Here is a 17,761-nt window from a genome sequence, read left to right on the forward strand (position 1 = left end):
CATCGAGGATCGCGCGGTCGTCGCCCCAGCGCCGGCTCGGTTCCATGGCGGCGATGTTACGGGATGCGTTGTGCTGCTTTGTTATCTGACGCGAGCAGAATCCGGCCCAGCCTGAGCCGCTAACGAATCCTCCTGCAGCACAACGTGTCAGCGAGCCAGAAAGGGCCATCGATGGGGTACTCCGCGGCGGACGAGTCTTTCACCCACCAGCTGCCGACGACGTTCGACCAGGTGCACGACACCGATCCGACGTGGTCGGATCGGTGCTACTTCTTCGCCGCGTCGCCGGACGGCACCATGCTGTTGGCCAGCGGCTACGGCAACAACCCGAACACCGCCAGCGGGTTGGGTTACGTCAAGGTCAGCCTCGCCGACGGCCGGCACTGGGACCTGTTGTCCGGTCGGCCGGTATCAGGCGATGACCGCGCCGAGCTGCGCGCCGGGCCGATGCGCTGGACCTGCGTCGAGCCGCTGAAGAAGTGGCGATTGGACATCGAGCCCAACAACTCCGGAATCGAATGGGAACTCTATTACGAACCCACCGCCCCGATGTGGGAGTTGTTACCCATGAAAGTGCATGGCAAGAACGGCGAACTGCTCGCGGACATGTACCACATGAAAGAACCCGGCCGGTGGAGTGGTTGGGTGCAGATCGACGGGGAACGCATCAGCGTCGACGGCTTCCACGGCGGACGTGACCGCACCTTCGGGGTGCGGATCTCCGACAAGATCGACTTCTGGCTGTGGCTCGACGCCGGCTTCGGCGACCATGCCATCGAAGCGTGGATCATCGAATCCTCCGATGGCACGGTCAATTACGTCGACGGCGGCATCACGCATGCCGACGGGACCTTGTCGAAGCGATTCGTCAAGATCTCCCACGAGGTCGAATTCGACGGCGACCGCAAGCGGCCCACCCGCGCGGTGCTCGTCTTCACCGATGAGGACGGCGAGGCCCATCGGGTGATCGCCGAGGCGCCGCACCTCGAGGTCAACGCCTATTACGGGCTGCCGATGGCGCACTGCCAGTACGAGGACCTGGGCGGCGGCGCATACTTCATCCATTTGACTTGGGACAGCAGCGATCCCGAACAGCTGACCGAGACAGAGGGCAAGTCGATGGCCCTGGACCAGCTGATGCGGTTCGAAAGGGGTGGCGAGACCGGTTGGGGCATCTTCGAATTGCTGCTGGGCGGCCAGGGTTATCGCCGTTACCCCAACTGGGCGGCGATGGACATGTCCGCATTCACCCAGGACAAAACCCCGGTCGATCGACTGCCCGCGGATGACGCGGGGGTGCGCCAATGACGCTGGGCGAGGAGTTGCAACGGCGGCTCGGTGGCTGGCTGCGCACGCAGCTGCCGGACGCCGACGACGTCCGTCTCGAGGGCGTCGACCGGGTGAGCTTCGGGCACTCGGCCGAGATGATGACGCTGCGCGTCGTCACCCGCACGGATGGGCGCGACGACCACCAGGACGTCGTGTTGCGGCTGCGCCCGCGGCCACCGGCGCTGTTGGAGCCCTACGACCTGGCGCGCCAGTTCCGGATTTTGCGAGCCCTGGCCGAAACCCCGGTCCGCGTGCCGCGAGCGCTGTGGCTCGAGCCCACCGGCGACATCCTCGGCAGGCCGTTCTTCGTCATGGAACGCGTCGACGGCGACGTCTACGAAATGGAGCCGCCGCCCGACGCCGACCGTGCTGTGGTGCGAATGTGTCAGAGCCTGGTCGAACAGCTGGCCGCCATCCACACGGTCGACCTGAGACGGACCGGGCTGGACACCCTCGACGACGGCTCGGACCATCTGGACCGCGAGCTCGCGCACTGGGCCGCGGAGATGAACCGGGTCAAGCGCGACCGCCTGCCCGCCCTGGAGCGGCTGCACGAGGCCCTGCTCGCCGCCGAGCCCGCGCCGTACCCGAAGGTCACCCTTGTGCACGGGGACGCCAAACCGGGCAATTTCGCCTTCTCCGGCGGCGAGGTCAGCGCGGTCTTCGATTGGGAGATGACGACCGTCGGTGATCCGCTGACCGACATCGGGTGGCTCGAAATGCTGTGGATGCAGCCGGTCGGGATCACCAGCCACCCCGCGGCCCTTTCCATCGATGAGCTGCTCGCACACTACGAGTCGGCCAGCGGCATCACGGTCACCGACCGGCCCTGGTATCGGGCGTTCAACGCGTTCAAGATGGCCGTCATCTGCCTCATCGGCGCGATGCTCGTGGAGGACGGGCACAGTGCGGACCAGAAACTCGTGCTGGCCGCTTACGGCACCTCGTTGCTGACCAGCGCCGGGCTCACCGAGCTAGGAATCGACGAAGCCCTCGACGACGGTCCGGTGCTGCCGCGGGAAGAACGCATCCAGCAGGTGCTGGCGGGCTGATCAGGCGTTGACGTCGGTCCACGTCAACGTGACGCGGGTGCCCTGCGGCGTGGGCTCGATGACCACGGCGTCGGCGAGCACCTCCATCAGCGGAATGCCGCGGCCGCGCCGCTGCTGCTGGCGCTGCACCGGCACCTTCTGTCGCCAACGGCCGCGGTCGTCGACGGTCACCGCGAGGGTGTCGGCATTCGCGTCGTAGGCTGCCCGCACGTCGAGCGTGCCGCGCTCGGCGGCGTCGACGTAGGCGAATTCCGCGGCGTTGGCGATCGCCTCGTTCACCACCAGCAGCAGATCGCTGAACCGGTCGTCGTCAAGGGAGAAGTACCGCTCGAGCCACGCCGCGAATTCGGCGCGGGTGCGGGCCGCGCTGCGCGCGTCGGCGACCACACGCGTCCGTACGAAGCGGGATCGGTCATCGATGTTGGACACGTTCTGCGGCTGGTCAGCGCGTCCCGTCATTCCCAGTTGCATTGCCACCCTGTCGACGCTCACTCACCAGCGATGCCGCTCAGCGCTCCGTCCAGACTGCTGTAGAGCGAGAGCACGCTGTCGATACCCATGAGTTTGATCGGCCTGCTGGTGGCCGAGCCATTGGCGACCACCGCGAACTGCGTCGGCGGCTCGAGCTCGGCCTGCGCGGAAACCAGGACCGTCATCCCGGCCGACGCCAGAAAACCGACTTTGGACAGATCGACGATCAAGGCCGCGGGCTTGGTCGCCAGCGCGGTCTGGATCGCGTCGGCCAGCAGCGGCGAGCTGAGCATGTCGACTTCGCCGGAGACGCTGAGCACGACCGCCTGGTCTACCTGGTGTTTGCCCACTTCAAAAGCGGTTGGATCGACTAAGTCGCCGGTTTGTTCGCCCATGGTCTATCACTCACATTCGGTCCCTTGCGGGACACCGCTAGCCTTCTGAACAGCCACTGCCGTATCCGGGGGCTGTTTATTCAACCCCGCGGGAACACGCTTGCCTACGGAGGAGACGCACCCCGTCGATCTGCGCTGGTAAATGCAGATACAGCTACAAGTGTTTAGTCAATGGTAGGACACGCGGCGTACCACGCTCAAAACGCTGAACGATTTCGGGCGCCGCGACGTAGTCCGGATGTGCGTGACGGCCAGCCTAGAAGTTGCACGGGCCAACGGCCCGTGCGTGAATTGCTTCCACCTGCTTCGCTCTCGCCCCGCGTGTCGTGGCCTGCAGAAATGGGAAGGACGGTCGGCCGTGGAACCCGGTGATCGCGGCGGCGAGCAACACAGCGGCGAGCGGCCCGACGATCCCGGAGAAGACCCGCGCGCGGCGTCGACTTCCGGTGCGCTGAACCGGCGGCGCGCACTGCTCGGCATGGGCGCGGTAGCCGGCGCCGCCGCGGTCGACGTCGGTGGCTTCGCCTATGCCGGTGCCTGGCTACGGCCCGGCGCGCTGACGCCGCCCCGATTCACCGATCGCTTCGAGCACGTCTATGGCCGCCACGCCGGGTTCCGGCGAAACCACGCCAAAGGGCTCAGCGCCACCGGCACGTTCGTCAGCACCGGGGCGGCAGCGGGGATCTGCCGGGCCGCGGTCTTCGCGCCCGGAAGCGTTCCCCTGATCGGCCGGTTCTCTCTGTCCGGTGGGTTGCCCGACCAGGCCGACAAGCTCGACACCGTGCGCGGGCTGGGGCTGCTGTTCGACGGGCCCGCCGGGCGGCAGTGGCGCACCGCGATGATCAACCTCCCGGTCTTCCCGGACAGCACCCCGCAGGGGTTTTACGACCGGTTGCTGGCGTCCAAGCCGCTGCCCGGCACGGGCAAGCCCGACCCGCAGCAGATGGCCGCGTTCCTGCAACGCCATCCCGAGACCGCCGCGGCCATGCGGATCATCAAGCAGGCGCCGCCGAGCACGGGATTCGCCGACAGCGCCTTCCATGCGCTTAACGCCTTTCGGTTCACCAACGGCGCCGGCGCGACGGTGCCGGTGCGCTGGTCGGCGATTCCCCAGCAAGGCGCCGACGTGGCGGCCCTGCCCGCCGGGCCGCCGGCCAAGGACTACCTGTTCGACGCCCTCATCCGGACGCTGGCGCGCACCCCGCTGACCTGGCGGCTGATGCTCACCGTCGGCGAGCCGGGGGACCCGACCGACGACGCCACCAAACCGTGGCCGCCGGGACGGCGCGCCATCGACGCCGGCACCATCACCATCTCCGCGGTCCAGACGGAGGACGCCGGCAACGCGCGCGATATCAACTTCGACCCGCTGGTGCTGCCGGACGGCATCACCGCCTCCGACGACCCGCTGCTCGCGGCGCGCTCGGCGGTGTACGCCCGTTCATTCGGTCGCCGCGCCGGTGAGCCCAAAACGCCCAGCGCAGTCGGCGTCGAAGCGGTCCTGCAATGACTGAGGCGACCGTCGCGCCGCGGTTCACCCTGCTTTCGCGCGTCCTGCATTGGCTGATGGCCCCGATGGTGATCGCGCAGTTGCTCATCGGCGTGACCATGGTCGCCGCCCTGGGCCTGTACCCACGACTACTGGCAATCCACCGGCCGCTGGGCCTGCTGATCCTGGCCTTCGCCCTGGTCCGGCTGGTGAACCGGCTCAGGCACCGGCCACCGCCGTTTTTGGCCACCATGAGCAAGGCCGAACGCCGCGTCGCGACGGGATCGGAGTACCTGCTCTACGCCCTGCTGCTCGTGCAGCCCCTGACCGGGTGGGCCATGCTGTCGTCGGCGCGCTTCCCGATCACCCTGCTCGGGCCCGTCGCGCTGCCCGGCATCGCACCGCACAACGTCGACGTCTTCGCGGTCCTGCGCGAGTGCCACGGCGCCTTCGCGCTCCTGCTTTTCCTCGCGTTTACCGCCCACATGACGGCGGTACTCTTCCACACGCTCGTCTTGCGCGACCGGCTCCTCGACCGCATGGCGGTGTGGCGCAGCAAGCCGCCACCCCGCAGCCAGACCGAGGCGCAGACCGACGTCGCAGTCTGACGACCTGCCTGCTCGGGCCCAAAGTGGCCGAATATGATCGGCACGATTCGGACTTGAGCGCGCGGTCACCGGCCGTGGGCGCCGTGCCCGTGAGGGCCATGAGGAACTGGGAGAGTTCAATGTCGAACCAGCAGCAAGCGGAGCGGATGACGGCGGGCAAAGGATTCATCGCGGCGCTCGACCAGAGCGGCGGTTCGACGCCCAAGGCGCTGCGCCTCTACGGCATCCAGGACGACGCCTACTCCTCCGAGAAGGAGATGTTCGACCTCATTCACCAGATGCGCTCGCGGATCATCACGTCCCCGGCGTTCACCGGTGACCGGGTGCTGGCCGCGATCCTGTTCGAGCAGACCATGGACCGCGAGATCGCGGGCAAGCCGTCGACCACCTACCTGTGGGAGACCAAGGGCGTGGTGCCGATCCTCAAGATCGACAAGGGCCTGGCCGACGCGTCCGACGACGTCCAGCTGATGAAGCCGATCCCGGGCCTCGACGAACTGCTGGACCGGGCCGCCGGCCTGGGCGTCTTCGGGACCAAGGAGCGGTCGGTGATCGGCGGTGCCAACCCCAAGGGCATCGCGGCGGTGATCGCCCAGCAGTTCGAGCTGGGCCATCAGGTGCTCTCGCACGGTCTGGTGCCCATCATCGAGCCCGAGGTCACCATCTCGATTTCGGACAAGGCCGAGGCCGAGGGCATCCTGCGCGACGAGATCACCAAGCAGCTCGACTCCGTGCCGGACGGTCAGCGCGTGATGCTCAAGCTGAGCCTGCCCACCGAGGTCAACTTCTACCGTCCTCTGATCGAGCACCCGAAGGTGATGCGGGTGGTCGCCCTGTCCGGCGGTTACTCCCGCGAGGAAGCCAACGACCTGCTGGCCAAGAACACCGGGCTGATCGCCAGTTTCAGCCGCGCGCTGACCGAGGGCCTGACCGTCGACCAGTCCGACGAGCAGTTCAACGCCACCCTGGACAAGGCGATCCAGTCCATCTACGACGCTTCGGTGGCCGGCTGAACCTTCCTGCGGGCCCTCGGTCCTGGTAGTAGCGGGACCACCCGAACGGCGCCCATCGGCGCTAGGGTCACTTCATGCGCGATCAGCAAGCGCTGGCGACGTTCCTGCGGGCACGGCGCGGCTTGTTGAAGCCCGCCGATGTCGGCCTTGTCGGGGGTGAACGCCGGCGGGTGGCCGGCTTGCGCCGCGAGGAAGTCGCGATGCTGGCCGGCATCAGCGCCGAGTACTACCTGCGGCTGGAGCAGGGGCGCGAGCGGCAGCCTTCAGACCAGGTCCTCGAGGGGCTCGCCAGCGCGCTGCAACTCAACGACGATGCCGCCGAATACATGCGGACCCTCACCCATCCCGCCCCCCGCCGACGGCGTCCGGCGGCAGCGAAGGTGGACCCTAGCATGCAGGGGCTGCTCGACACCTGGCATCTGACTCCCGCTTATGTGCAGGACCGTCATATGAACATCCTGCTGGGCAACTCGATGGCGCGGGCGCTCATTCCGTACTTCGCGCCGGGCTCCAATCATCTGCGGTTCATCTTCTTGGACCCCGAGTTGCGCAAGTGGCTTCGTAACTGGGACGAGGTCGCCGGCATTCTGGTGTCCTGGTTGCGCTTCAACATCGCCGAGGAGAGTCCCGGCGATCCGGAACTGCAAAAGCTGATCGGCGAGTTGAGCATCGCCAGTCACGACTTCCGCACGCTGTGGGCCCGCCAGGACGTCAAACAGAAGACCAGTGGCATGGGGCTGATAAATCACCCGCAGGTGGGCCCGCTCGACCTGCACTACCGCGCCTTCGTTCTTCCCGAAACACGGCAGGCGCTGGTCACCTACTACGCGGAAGCCGGTTCACCGTCGGAAGAGCGGCTGCGTCTGCTCTCCAGCCTCGCGCAGCCCACGACGTAAGCCCTGGGCGCCATGCGCTCCTAGCGCGCGCCAATTGAACTGCAGCGCGGGCTATCTCGCTTCACGTCGCCGCGCTGCCTAGCCGCCGCGCTACCAGGAACGACGGGGCCTGGATGCGCCCTGGAGCACCCGACATGCTGATTGCAACAAACCGACGGCCAAGGAGCAATCGACGGTGGGCATGGCATCTGCACAAACCAATTCGGCGGCGGCGCAGGACTTTCAGGCGCGGGTGCGGGCAAATCAGCAGCGCCTCACGGGCGAGCTGAAACCGTGTTACGACTTCATCGTGTGCGGAGCCGGGTCGTCGGGTTCGGTCGTCGCGGGGCGCCTGGCCGAGAATCCGGAGGTCAATGTGCTTTTGGTGGAGGCGGGCGGCGATGACGACGTACCGGCCGTCACCCAGGCCAACCAGTGGCCCTACAACCTCGGCAGTGAACGCGATTGGGGCTTTCGTGCCGTACCGAACCCGCACATCAACGGGCGGTCCATTCCGATGTCGATGGGCAAGGTGCTGGGTGGGGGATCCAGCATCAACGTCATGTGCTGGGCGCGCGGCCACAAGAACGACTGGGACTTCTTCGCCGACCAAGCCGGGGATCCGGGCTGGGGCTACGACGCAGTTCTCGACATCTATCGCCGCATCGAAGACTGGCATGGCCCCGCCGATCCCGCCTACCGGGGCACCGGTGGACCGGTGTTCGTGCAGCCCGCTCCCGAACCGAGCCCGCTGGCACCGGCCACGCTATTGGCCGCGCGTTCGATCGGGATTCCCACTTTCGAAAATCCCAACGGGCGCATGATGGAAGGGCCCGGCGGGGCGGCCATTGAAGATATCCGCGCGCGCAACGGCAAGCGGGAGTCGATATTTCGTTCCTACACGTATCCGCTCATGGATCGGCCCAACCTGACGGTGCTCACCGAGGCCCTCGTGACCCGGGTGGTCTTCGATGCGAACCGCGCTACCGGGGTTCAGATCCGGTATCGCGGGTCGACGCTCGTCGTCGGCGCCGAGTGCGAGGTGGTGCTGTCCCTGGGGGCCATCCATACCCCGAAGGTGTTGATGCAATCGGGGATCGGCGACGAGGGACAGCTGCACGCCTTCGGAATCCCTGTGCGCCAGCATCTTCCGGGTGTGGGCCGCAACTTCCAGGACCATGTGGCTATCCACTGCGTGTGGCAGGACCGGGTGCCGCTGCCGCCGCGCAACACCATGTCGGAGGCGACGGTGTATTGGACCATGTCGGATGCCGAGACGCCGGACGTGTTCATCTGCCAGGCCGAGGTGCCCATCGGCACCGACGAGACGATTGCCAGATTCGGCCTCCCACAGTCCGGTTGGACGCTGTTCGCCGGTGTGGCACACCCGAGGAGTCGTGGACACCTCCGGCTGACCGGACCACACCCGGATGATCCGATCCGCATCCACGCCAATACTTTTGGTGATCCCGACGACCTCAAGGCGGCGTTAGCCGCGGTGGAGTTGTGCCGCGAACTCGGGAACTCGCAGGCCCTGTGCCCGTTCGTCAGCCGGGAGGTGACACCCGGCAACCTGAAGGGCCGTGACCTCGAGGGCTTCGTCCGCGACGCCGCGACCAGTTACTGGCATCAGAACGGTACGGCCAAGATGGGCCGCGATTCGGATGCCGTCGTCGACGCATCACTGCGCGTCTACGGGATCGAGAAGCTGCGCGTCGCCGACGCGTCGGTGATGCCGGGAATCACCACCGGCAACACCATGGCGCCCAGCGTGATCATCGGCGAGCGCGCCGCCGCGATGCTCGTCGCGGACCACTCCTAGTAGCGGTGCCGGGCCATGCGCGGGGGCCCGGAGTCACCGTCGTCGGAGACCAGTGCGGGCACCATCTCGCTGGTCACTAGGCCCTCGTGTCGGGTCGCTTCGTCGATGACGGCGAAGGATTCGGCGATGTTGGCCGGCGTATCGATCACCACGGTGACGACGGGAACCCGGCGGGTCAACGAGAGCAATCCGTCGCCGTGGGGCGGGTGGTCGCCGTGGAACCCCCAGACGCCGCGCAGCACGGTCGCGCCGTCGACGGTCTTGGCTTGGCGCAGCCGCTGGACGATCGCGCGGTGTATCGGCACACCCGCATGGTGCGCCGATTCCGAGGTGTAGATCGTCAGCTGCTGGAACAGCGGCAGGCCGCGCTCGTCGACGCCGGGCAGGGCGTGCGGCCGCTCCAGAAACCGGCCGTCGCGCTTGCACACCCGGACCCGTTCGACGGTGAACAGCGGCCTGCGCAGCAGTTGGCCGAGCTCCGGTAGCACCCGACCGATGCGCTCGCCGGAGCCGACGACCACGATCACCATCGGCACATCGGCGTTGCGGCCAAAGAAGTTCGCGCGCTGGCGTTCTCCGTGTGCGACGCCGTCCACCCCGAGCAACACCGTGGCGCCGGCCAGGCCGCGCCGGTGCATCAAGTCGCACAGCGCGATGTAGGCGGGCGAGCCGTCGACGCGCTGCTTGCGCCCGACGTAGATCGTCAACTTGACGGCGTCGTGCAGATCCTCGGGTAGCCGCGGTGACCCGATGTCGTCGTGCAGCAGCCGAGCACGTTCCAGGGTCACCAGGCCTCGCTGCTTGACGCTCAGCACCGGGTCGAGCAGCGCCTCGATCTTCGCTCGCGTGTCGACCGCGATGATCGCCACGGGCGGGTCCTCGGACAACGTCAGCGACTCGTCGGTGCGCAGATAGTGACCGGTGCCGAACCCGCCGATGCCGCGCAGCAGGACGCCGCAGGCGATTCGGTGCCGCGCGTACAGGCCGAGCAGCACATCGGAGACGAAACTGTCCCCGGTCCGCCTGCGCTCGGCCAGATAGGTGGTGAGCTTCAGGCAATCGTCGTCCATCGCCGCTCCCGTCGCCCTTGCGCCGAGCGTACCGTTCGCAGACGTCAAGCGTCGCAGCGGTGTTCGGTGTGACCTACCTCAGCGCAGCTGCTCGGTGGGCACGCCGTAGCGGTCCTGGTAGGCGCTCACTCGCTCACGCACTTCGACCGCGTCCAGCCCGGTGTCCGCCCAGGTGTATCGGCTGCGCCCGCCGTCCGAGGGGTGGGAGGCGAGGAAGTCGCGCATCTTCTGCTCGGCATCGGGGCGCAGCTCGCGGTCCATCCGCTGGTAGATGTCCTTGATCGTGGTCCAGGGGTCGTTCATGAAGTCGGCGAACTGCACGTCGATCACCCGGTCCGCGGGCACGGCGCCGCTGTCCCGCAAGGCCATCTCGCGCTCCAGGCCGACGATGATCTCCTCGTAGGACTGGGCCGCGCACTCGGTGATGCTGGATTCGTCGCTGCACATCCGGCGCAGGTGATGGGTGAGCGCGGCGATCGACGATATGACGTTGAGTGGGTCGCGGTGGGTCTGCACGATCAACGCGTCCGGGTATTCGGCCAGCAAGACGTCCAGCTGCCACAGGTGGGCGGGCGACTTCAACAGCCACTGACCGGACACACCGGATTGCAAGTGCTGCAGGAAGATTCGGTGGAAGCGATAGGCGCCGGCATGGTCGGCTTCGTACATCAGCCAACGGTAGTAGCTCGGCAGCCGATACTGCACCGAGAAGATCATGCTGACGAACTCGGCCGCGGTGATGCGCACACACTCCTGGCCGACCAGCGCTCCCATCGGGTGAAAGGCCAAGAACCCCGGCATGATCTGTTCGGAAAGGTCGATGCCGGCCTGGGTCTGGGCAATGCGGGGATCGCTGTGATAGGTCTCGGGCTGCGGCACCGGACAGGGCTCGTCGACCTCCCACGTCAGCGGCGCGCGCAGCTCGGGATCCTGGGCGAGCAGGTCGTAGAGAATCGTGGTGCCGGTGCGCGGCTGGCCGACGATGAAGATCGGCGCCTTGACCTCCTCGCGGGAGACCTCGGGATGTTCTTTGCGCCAAGCGATTACGCCGAGCCGGTTCTTCAGCGCCCGCATCAGGTCAAGGTGGGCGATCTCGACACCGATGTCGGATAGCCGGGCGTCGTTGATCAGCCCGTCGGTCACCCGGTGCAATCCGGGCCGCCAACCCTCGTCGCCGAAGTCGTCGCTGCCGACTTCGTCGCAGGCGGCGGCGATCAATCGTTCCGGAGCGAAGCGGTCCTGCAATGTCATTTCCGCTCCTCGGCCTCGCGCACGGACACGGTGACGTCGGGCGGGCTCGGATTGTCCAGCCAGCGCACGACGATGAAGCCGCGATGCCGGCCACCGGTGTCGAGCCAGTGGCCAAACCCGAAGTCTTCGGCCGCGATTGCGATCCGCACCCGCCCGTCGGCGTTGGGCTGGACGCCGCGGTTGGTCACCGAGCTGTGCCGGCGATGCGGCTCCAGGCATTCGTGCCAAATGCTTTCCAGCGTGACGTTCCAGTACCGGGTGTCGGGCGGGACGATGTCCAGGACGAGGGCCTGACCGGGTTCGAGCCGAAAGGTGCCCATCATGTACAGGTTGTCCGGCGTGGTGTCGGCCGCACCCAGGTCGGCGGCTTGGGCGGTCAGCAACGTATTTGGCGTGTGCAGGAGTTCCGGCTTGATGGTGCGGTGCAGGGTCGCGAGTTTCATCAGCGACCATGCCATCGCGGTGAATTGGTCGGCGAGCCCGTCGTCGGTCAGCGTCGGCACGGGCCCGGGGTCCAGCGCCTCGATCCGCAGCGTCGCCAATTCCTCGTTCGACCGGTCACCGATGTATTCCCGGACGACCACCGACGAGGCGTCGTCGGGGATCTTCACCCACTGAGCGCCGGCCAGATCGGCGGGTTCGTCGGCCGCGAGCACGAGCGTGAACTCACCGGAGTCGAGCGCCAGGTCGACGTCGCTCAGGTAGGCCGCCATCCGCCGCGGGGTGAGTCCGGTCCCGGCCAGGATCTGGAATCCCAGGTAAGCGCTGGAGCCGCGGGTGCCGGTGATGCGGTAGCGGCGGTCGCCGCGAATCATCGCCAGGTAATACTTGCCGTCCGGGTTGGGGCCCCCGACCATCCGGTTCTCCGAGCACATATCGAAGAACGACGGCCGCTCGGGGTCGGATTCGACCGTCATCTGCGCGCACAGCGCTGACACCCGGGCGACCACGCGCAGACCCTCGGCCAGTTCCCGCGCCGACTCGGCATCCTCGGTCACGATCTTGGTGACGTCGGCCAGCATCTGCTGGAAGAACTCCCACGCGGCGCGCGCCTTAGGGGCCGGCTGATCGGACGAAGCGGTGATCTGAGACATCGTCTCATGCTAAGACTATGTCTTACGATTGTGGGGACGATTCGCAGGAAACAGGGTGGGGACATGTCAAGTGCAGCGTCCGCTACGCCGTCGCTGGCCCAGCGCAAGCGTGCGGCGATGCGCCAGCGCATCGCCACGGCGGCCGCCCAGCTGGTCGCCAGCCGGGGTCTGGCGGGGGCCACGGTGGACCGCATCGCCGACACCGCTGACATTGGCCGGGCAACGTTCTTCCGCTACTTCAGTTCCAAGGAAGACGCCGTCGCCGAGGGCATGAACGCCCACTGGCTGGACCGGATCACCGCCGCGCTGGCCGCCCAACCACCGCAGCTGACCGCCATCGAAGCGGTAGCCGGCGCCTTCGGTGAGCTCGCCCGTGGCTTCGCCGAGATCGAAACGCAGATCCGCGAATTGGCCACGCTGACAAGGTCATCCGACACGCTGGACGCGTGGACGCTGCATATCTATGTGCGCTATGAGCTGGCGATCGCCGAGCTCATCGCGCCCCGCATGCCCAACCTGACCCCGCAGGACCCGCGGCCACGCCTGATCGGGGCGCTGGCGATGGCGGCGGTGCGCGTCGCGCTGGACGACTGGCTGAGCCACGGGGGTTCGTTGCCCGACCGGGTGCGCCGGGGCCTGGCCGCGGTGTCGGTCGACTGACGCGCGACGGTCAGGCGACGGTGAGCGCCTCCACGATGAGCCGGGTGGTCCGTTCGGCGCGGCGGCGCGAGTAGGGCTGCGCGCCGGAAAGGATCGGGTACACCACCCCACCGACGATGGCATCCGCAGCCGATTCCGCGGTGGCCTCGTCGATGCCGTCGGCCCGGAGCCGGGCCCGCACGCTGTCGTGTAGCGGCGCACTGAATCCGGCGCGCAGCTTGACGGCGGTGTCCTCGTGTTCCATGCAGGCCACCGTCAGCGTGCGCAGCATGGCCGAACCGCGCGGCGTCGTCAGGCTGGCGAACAACTTGCCCACCCAGCCCACCAGGTCGGCGGCCAGGTTGCCACTGTGGTTGACCGACGCGAGCAATTTGTCGGCATCTTCGAGCATCACGTCGGCGACCAGCGCGGGGCGAGTGGGCCACCATCGATAGATGGTCTGCTTGCCCACGCCGGCGCGCGCGGCGACCGCCTCGATGGTCAGCCCGTCGAAGCCGCGCTCGAGTAGCAGTTCTCGCGTGGCGGTGACGATCGCCGTGCGCGACTTCTCGCTGCGTCTGCGAGGCGAGCCCGCCGCCGTGTTCACCGCGTCGAGATCGGTTGGCATCTGGTGGTCCTCGCTTCTGCGAACTCAGATCGAACGCCCCTCGCGGGGATCGGGTGCGCTTTACATATCCCGATTCGCCCCGGTAGTCTGCCACAAGACGAGACGGTCCGTCTTGTAACGAAAGGATAGCAGTCGGTGCGGCCAACGCCAGTTATCGCTCGGCCGTCCTCGTGAGTCTGGGACTGAGTCCGGAGCAGCAGGAGCTCAGCGACGCCGTCGGACAATTCGCCGCCCGGCATGCCCCCATCGCCACCACGCGTGACAGCTTCGGTGACCTCGCGGCCGGACGAGTCCCCGAATGGTGGGATGCTCTGGTTGCCAACGGGTTCCACGCCGTGCATCTGCCCGAAGACCTCGGCGGCCAAGGCGGGGAACTGATCGACGCCGCATGCGTTCTGGAATCGGCGGGCATTTCGCTGCTCCCCGGCCCGCTGCTGCCGACGGTCAGCGCCGGAGCCGCCGCACTGCTCGCCGATCCGACGCCGAGCGCCCAGTCATTCCTTCGGGACCTGGCAGCCGGCGCCACCGCGGCGATCGTGCTACCCGGGGACGGCTTCTCGGCGCGCCTCGACGGCGGCAACTGGCGGATCAGCGGAGCTTCACCCGTCACCCTCGGGGTGTGCGCGGCGCGAACGATCCTGCTTGGGGCCCATACCGATGACGGCGACGTAGTCTGGGCGCTGGTGGACACCGAAACCCCCACGGCCACAGTCGAACCCGTAATCGGCACCGACCTCGTCGCCGACGCCGGCATCCTGCGGCTCGACGACCACAGCGTCACCGACACCGAGGTGCTTACCGGCCTGGACACCGAGCGTGCCCGCTGTGTGGTCGTGGGGCTCGTCGCCAGCACGACCGCCGGCATCGTTGCGTGGTGCCTGCGGACCGTCACCGCGCACCTGCGCATCCGCGAGCAGTTCGGCAAGGTGATCGGCACGTTTCAGGCCTTGCAGCACAACGCGGCGATGCTGTTGGTGAGCAGCGAGTTGGCCACCGCGGCGGCCTGGGACGCGGTCCGCGCCGTCGGCGAATCACTCGACCAGCATCGGATCGCCGCGGCCGGCGCGGCCGTGATCGCGATCTCGCCCGCGCCGGACCTGGTGCTCGACGCGTTGACGATGCTCGGCGCCATCGGTTTCACCTGGGAACACGACGTGCACCTGTACTGGCGGCGAGCCATCAGCCTGGCGGGATCGATCGGCCCGGCGAATCGCTGGGCGCGACGGCTGGGGGAGCTGACATGCACCCAGACGCGCGACATGTCGGTCAATCTCGGCGATGCGGAGGCCGAATTCCGTTCCTGGGTGGCCGAAACGCTGGATGCGGCCCTGCAGTTGAGCAACGACAAACCCGCACCGCACGGTGACTACGCCGACCAGGCGTCGGGGCCACAGCGCACGTTGCTCGCCGACGCCGGTCTGATTGTGCCGCACTGGCCGGCGCCGTGGGGCGTGGATGCGGGCCCGTTGAAGCAGCTCATCATCGACGAGGAGTTCGCCAAGCGGCCCGGGCTGGTTCGGCCGTCGCTGAACATCGCCGAGTGGATCCTGCCCTCGGTGCTGGCCGCCGCGCCAAAAGAGTTGCAGGAGAGGTTGATTCCGCCGACCCAGCGGGGTGACATTCATTGGTGCCAACTGTTCAGCGAGCCAGGGGCCGGTTCGGACCTCGCGTCGCTGGCCACCCGGGCCACCAAGGTCGACGGCGGCTGGCGGATCAACGGCCACAAGATCTGGACGTCGCTGGCCCAATACGCCGACCTGGGTGCACTGCTCGCCCGCACCGACCCCGAAGCCGGCAAGCACCGCGGCATCGGCTATTTCATCCTCGATATGCGTTCCCCCGGGGTCGAGATCCAGCCGATCAAGACCGCGACCGGGCAGGCGCACTTCAACGAGGTGTTCCTCAACGACGTCTTCGTCCCCGACGAGATGCTGCTGGGCGGACCCACCGACGGCTGGAGCCTCGCGATCGCCACGATGGCCGAAGAGCGCACGGCCATCAGCGGATACGTCAAGTTCGACCGGGCCGTCGCCCTGCGCCGGCTGGCCGCGCAACCCGGACCCGATCGGGACGACGCGTTGCGCGAGCTCGGCGAGCTCGACGCCTACACCAACGCGATCAGGGCGCTCGGGGTGCGGGAAACAATTCGGCTGCTCGACGGCCAGGCGTCCGGCCCGGCGTCCAGCATCGCCAAGGTCGCGATGAATGTGCTGCTGCGCCGCACCTTCCAGGCCACGCTGCAGCTGACCGGGCAGGTCGCGATGGTCGACGACCCCGCCGCCGCGGTCGTGGAACCCTACCTGCACCTGCCGGCCGAGCTGATCGGAGGCGGGACGAGGGAGATCCAGCTGAACATCATCGCGCAGATGATCCTCGGACTACCCCGAAAGTAAGGCACAGCATGGGATTACGCGGAGAAGCCGCGATCGTCGGATACGTCGAGCTGCCGCCCGAGCGGCTCAACAAGGCCTCGCCCGCGCCGTTCGTCCTCGAGCAGTGGGCGGAGCTGGGCGCCGCCGCGCTCGAGGATGCCGGCCTGCCGGGAGATGTCGTCAACGGCATCGTGGCGTCGCACCTGGCCGAGTCGGAGATCTTCGTCCCCTCCACGGTCGCCGAATACCTCGGTGTGGGAGCGAGATTCGCCGAGCACGTCGATCTGGGTGGGGCCAGCGCCGCGGCCATGGTGTGGCGCGCGGCCGCGGCCGTCGAGCTGGGGATCTGCGACGCGGTGCTGTGCGCGCTGCCCGCCCGCTACATCACGCCGTCGTCCAAGAAGAAGCCCCGGCCCATGGTCGACGCCATGTTCTTCGGTTCGTCGAGCAACCAATACGGCTCGCCCCAAGCCGAATTCGAGATCCCCTACGGCAACCTCGGCCAGAACGGACCGTACGGCCAGGTGGCGCAGCGCTACGCCGCGGTCTACGGCTACGACGAGCGTGCGATGGCCAAGATCGTCGTCGATCAGCGCGTCAACGCCAATCACACCGACGGCGCGATCTGGAAGGACAAGCCGCTGACCGTCGACGACGTGCTCGCCAGCCCGGTCATCGCCGACCCGCTGCACATGCTCGAGATCGTCATGCCCTGCGTCGGGGGCGCCGCGGTCGTCGTCGCCAGCGCCGACGTCGCCAGGCGGTCGCGCAATCGCCCGGTGTGGATCAAGGGATTCGGCGAACACGTGCCGTTCAAGACCCCGACGTACGCCGAGGATCTGCTGCACACCCCGATCGCCGCCGCGGCGGACACCGCGTTCGCCATGACCGAGCTGAGCCGCGAACAGATGGACATGGTGTCGATCTATGACTGTTACACCATCACCGTGCTGCTCTCCCTGGAAGATGCCGGCTTCTGCGAAAAGGGCAAGGGCATGGAATTCGTCGCCAACCACGACCTGACCTTCCGCGGCGATTTCCCACTCAACACCGCGGGCGGCCAATTGGGCTTCGGCCAAGCGGGTTTGGCCGGCGGAATGCACCACGTCTGCGACGCCACCCGCCAGATCATGGGCCGCGCGGGCGCCGCGCAGATCGCCGACTGCAACCGGGCGTTCGTGTCCGGCAACGGGGGCATCCTGTCCGAGCAGACGACGCTGATCCTGCAAGGGGACTGAGGAGATGAATTTCGAACGGCCCATGCCCGTCAAAACGCCCACCAGCGCGCCGTTTTGGGACGCGCTCGGCGAGCATCGCATCGTCATCCAGTATTCGCCGTCGTTACAGGCCTATGTGTTCTACCCGCGAGTGCGCGCGCCGCGCACCCTGGCCGATGACCTGGAATGGCGCGAGATTTCCGGGATGGGGACGCTGTACTCCTACACCGTCGCGCACCGGCCGGTCAGCCCGCATTTCGCCGACGCCGTGCCGCAGTTGCTCGCCATCGTCGAATGGGACGAGGGCCCACGGTTTTCCACCGAGATGGTCAACGTCGACCCGGTTCGCCTCAGGGTCGGAATGCGGGTGCAGCCGGTGTTCTGCGACTACCCGGAGCACGACGTCACGCTGCTGCGTTACGAGCCCGCCGACTGA

At 67.5% G+C, this 17,761-nt stretch carries 17 protein-coding genes; 11 read left to right on the forward strand and 6 right to left on the reverse strand.

What is annotated here, in order from left to right:
- Nucleotides 1-171: 171 nt before the first annotated feature.
- The gene (locus A5659_RS03835; protein WP_067179377.1) at nt 172-1,308 is read left to right on the forward strand and encodes a hypothetical protein; all 1,137 of its coding nucleotides are present in this window, start codon (nt 172-174) and stop codon (nt 1,306-1,308) included.
- On the forward strand, nt 1,305-2,381 hold the full coding sequence (locus A5659_RS03840; protein ID WP_067179379.1) for a phosphotransferase family protein: 1,077 nt from the start codon (nt 1,305-1,307) through the stop codon (nt 2,379-2,381). The genes A5659_RS03835 and A5659_RS03840 overlap by 4 nt, the downstream gene beginning before the upstream one ends.
- Here A5659_RS03840 and A5659_RS03845 read toward each other — a convergent pair whose 3' ends face one another.
- Together A5659_RS03845 and A5659_RS03850 are read right to left on the reverse strand one after the other, a co-directional pair.
- Entirely contained in the window at nt 2,382-2,810 is a 429-nt protein-coding gene (locus A5659_RS03845) for an ATP-binding protein (protein WP_082975890.1), read from the reverse strand.
- Between the two features lie 59 nt (nt 2,811-2,869).
- A complete protein-coding gene (locus A5659_RS03850; protein WP_066869897.1) occupies nt 2,870-3,247 on the reverse strand; it encodes an STAS domain-containing protein in 378 nt (125 codons plus the stop codon).
- Between the two features lie 358 nt (nt 3,248-3,605).
- Here A5659_RS03850 and A5659_RS03855 point away from each other — a divergent pair, with 358 nt between their 5' ends.
- The 5 genes from A5659_RS03855 (at nt 3,606) to A5659_RS03875 (ending at nt 9,054) form a co-directional block, all read left to right on the forward strand.
- On the forward strand, nt 3,606-4,757 hold the full coding sequence (locus A5659_RS03855; RefSeq protein WP_369829354.1) for a catalase family peroxidase: 1,152 nt from the start codon (nt 3,606-3,608) through the stop codon (nt 4,755-4,757).
- Nucleotides 4,754-5,344 carry a cytochrome b gene (locus A5659_RS03860; protein ID WP_067179381.1) on the forward strand — a complete coding sequence of 197 codons (591 nt, stop codon included), beginning with the start codon at nt 4,754-4,756 and terminating at the stop codon, nt 5,342-5,344. The genes A5659_RS03855 and A5659_RS03860 overlap by 4 nt, the downstream gene beginning before the upstream one ends.
- A gap of 119 nt (nt 5,345-5,463) precedes the next feature.
- Complete coding sequence (locus A5659_RS03865; RefSeq protein WP_066869952.1) at nt 5,464-6,357, forward strand: fructose bisphosphate aldolase; 894 nt, start codon at nt 5,464-5,466, stop codon at nt 6,355-6,357.
- Between the two features lie 74 nt (nt 6,358-6,431).
- Entirely contained in the window at nt 6,432-7,253 is an 822-nt protein-coding gene (locus A5659_RS03870; RefSeq protein ID WP_067179383.1) for a helix-turn-helix domain-containing protein, read from the forward strand.
- 181 nt (nt 7,254-7,434) lie between these two features.
- Nucleotides 7,435-9,054, forward strand: coding sequence for a GMC family oxidoreductase (locus A5659_RS03875; protein WP_082975888.1), 1,620 nt, complete (start codon nt 7,435-7,437; stop codon nt 9,052-9,054).
- Here the strand turns inward: A5659_RS03875 and A5659_RS03880 are convergent.
- The 3 genes from A5659_RS03880 to A5659_RS03890 form a co-directional block, all read right to left on the reverse strand.
- Nucleotides 9,051-10,124 (reverse strand): DUF190 domain-containing protein, encoded by a 1,074-nt coding sequence (locus tag A5659_RS03880; protein WP_067025657.1) that lies wholly within the window; start codon nt 10,122-10,124, stop codon nt 9,051-9,053. The genes A5659_RS03875 and A5659_RS03880 overlap by 4 nt on opposite strands.
- A 78-nt stretch (nt 10,125-10,202) precedes the next feature.
- Entirely contained in the window at nt 10,203-11,375 is a 1,173-nt protein-coding gene (locus A5659_RS03885) for a sulfotransferase (protein ID WP_066869910.1), read from the reverse strand.
- Nucleotides 11,372-12,469: a DUF1214 domain-containing protein gene (locus A5659_RS03890; RefSeq protein ID WP_067179385.1), complete on the reverse strand. Its 1,098-nt coding sequence runs from the start codon at nt 12,467-12,469 to the stop codon at nt 11,372-11,374. The genes A5659_RS03885 and A5659_RS03890 overlap by 4 nt, the downstream gene beginning before the upstream one ends.
- A 63-nt stretch (nt 12,470-12,532) precedes the next feature.
- On the opposite strand from A5659_RS03890, the gene A5659_RS03895 reads away from it, so the two are divergent.
- Complete coding sequence (locus A5659_RS03895) at nt 12,533-13,129, forward strand: TetR family transcriptional regulator (RefSeq protein ID WP_067179387.1); 597 nt, start codon at nt 12,533-12,535, stop codon at nt 13,127-13,129.
- A gap of 10 nt (nt 13,130-13,139) precedes the next feature.
- Here A5659_RS03895 and A5659_RS03900 read toward each other — a convergent pair whose 3' ends face one another.
- Entirely contained in the window at nt 13,140-13,736 is a 597-nt protein-coding gene (locus A5659_RS03900; protein WP_066869919.1) for a TetR/AcrR family transcriptional regulator, read from the reverse strand.
- 170 nt (nt 13,737-13,906) lie between these two features.
- Between A5659_RS03900 and A5659_RS03905 the strand changes: the two genes are divergently transcribed.
- From A5659_RS03905 to A5659_RS03915, 3 genes are read left to right on the forward strand one after another with little or no spacing between them, the layout of a single operon-like run.
- Nucleotides 13,907-16,129 (forward strand): acyl-CoA dehydrogenase, encoded by a 2,223-nt coding sequence (locus A5659_RS03905; RefSeq protein ID WP_067179389.1) that lies wholly within the window; start codon nt 13,907-13,909, stop codon nt 16,127-16,129.
- Between the two features lie 8 nt (nt 16,130-16,137).
- Nucleotides 16,138-17,346, forward strand: coding sequence for a thiolase family protein (locus A5659_RS03910; protein ID WP_067179391.1), 1,209 nt, complete (start codon nt 16,138-16,140; stop codon nt 17,344-17,346).
- Between the two features lie 4 nt (nt 17,347-17,350).
- A complete protein-coding gene (locus tag A5659_RS03915; protein ID WP_066878470.1) occupies nt 17,351-17,761 on the forward strand; it encodes a Zn-ribbon domain-containing OB-fold protein in 411 nt (136 codons plus the stop codon).

This window comes from Mycobacterium sp. 1165196.3 (genome assembly GCF_001673415.1).
In the GTDB taxonomy this organism is placed as follows: domain Bacteria; phylum Actinomycetota; class Actinomycetes; order Mycobacteriales; family Mycobacteriaceae; genus Mycobacterium; species Mycobacterium europaeum_A.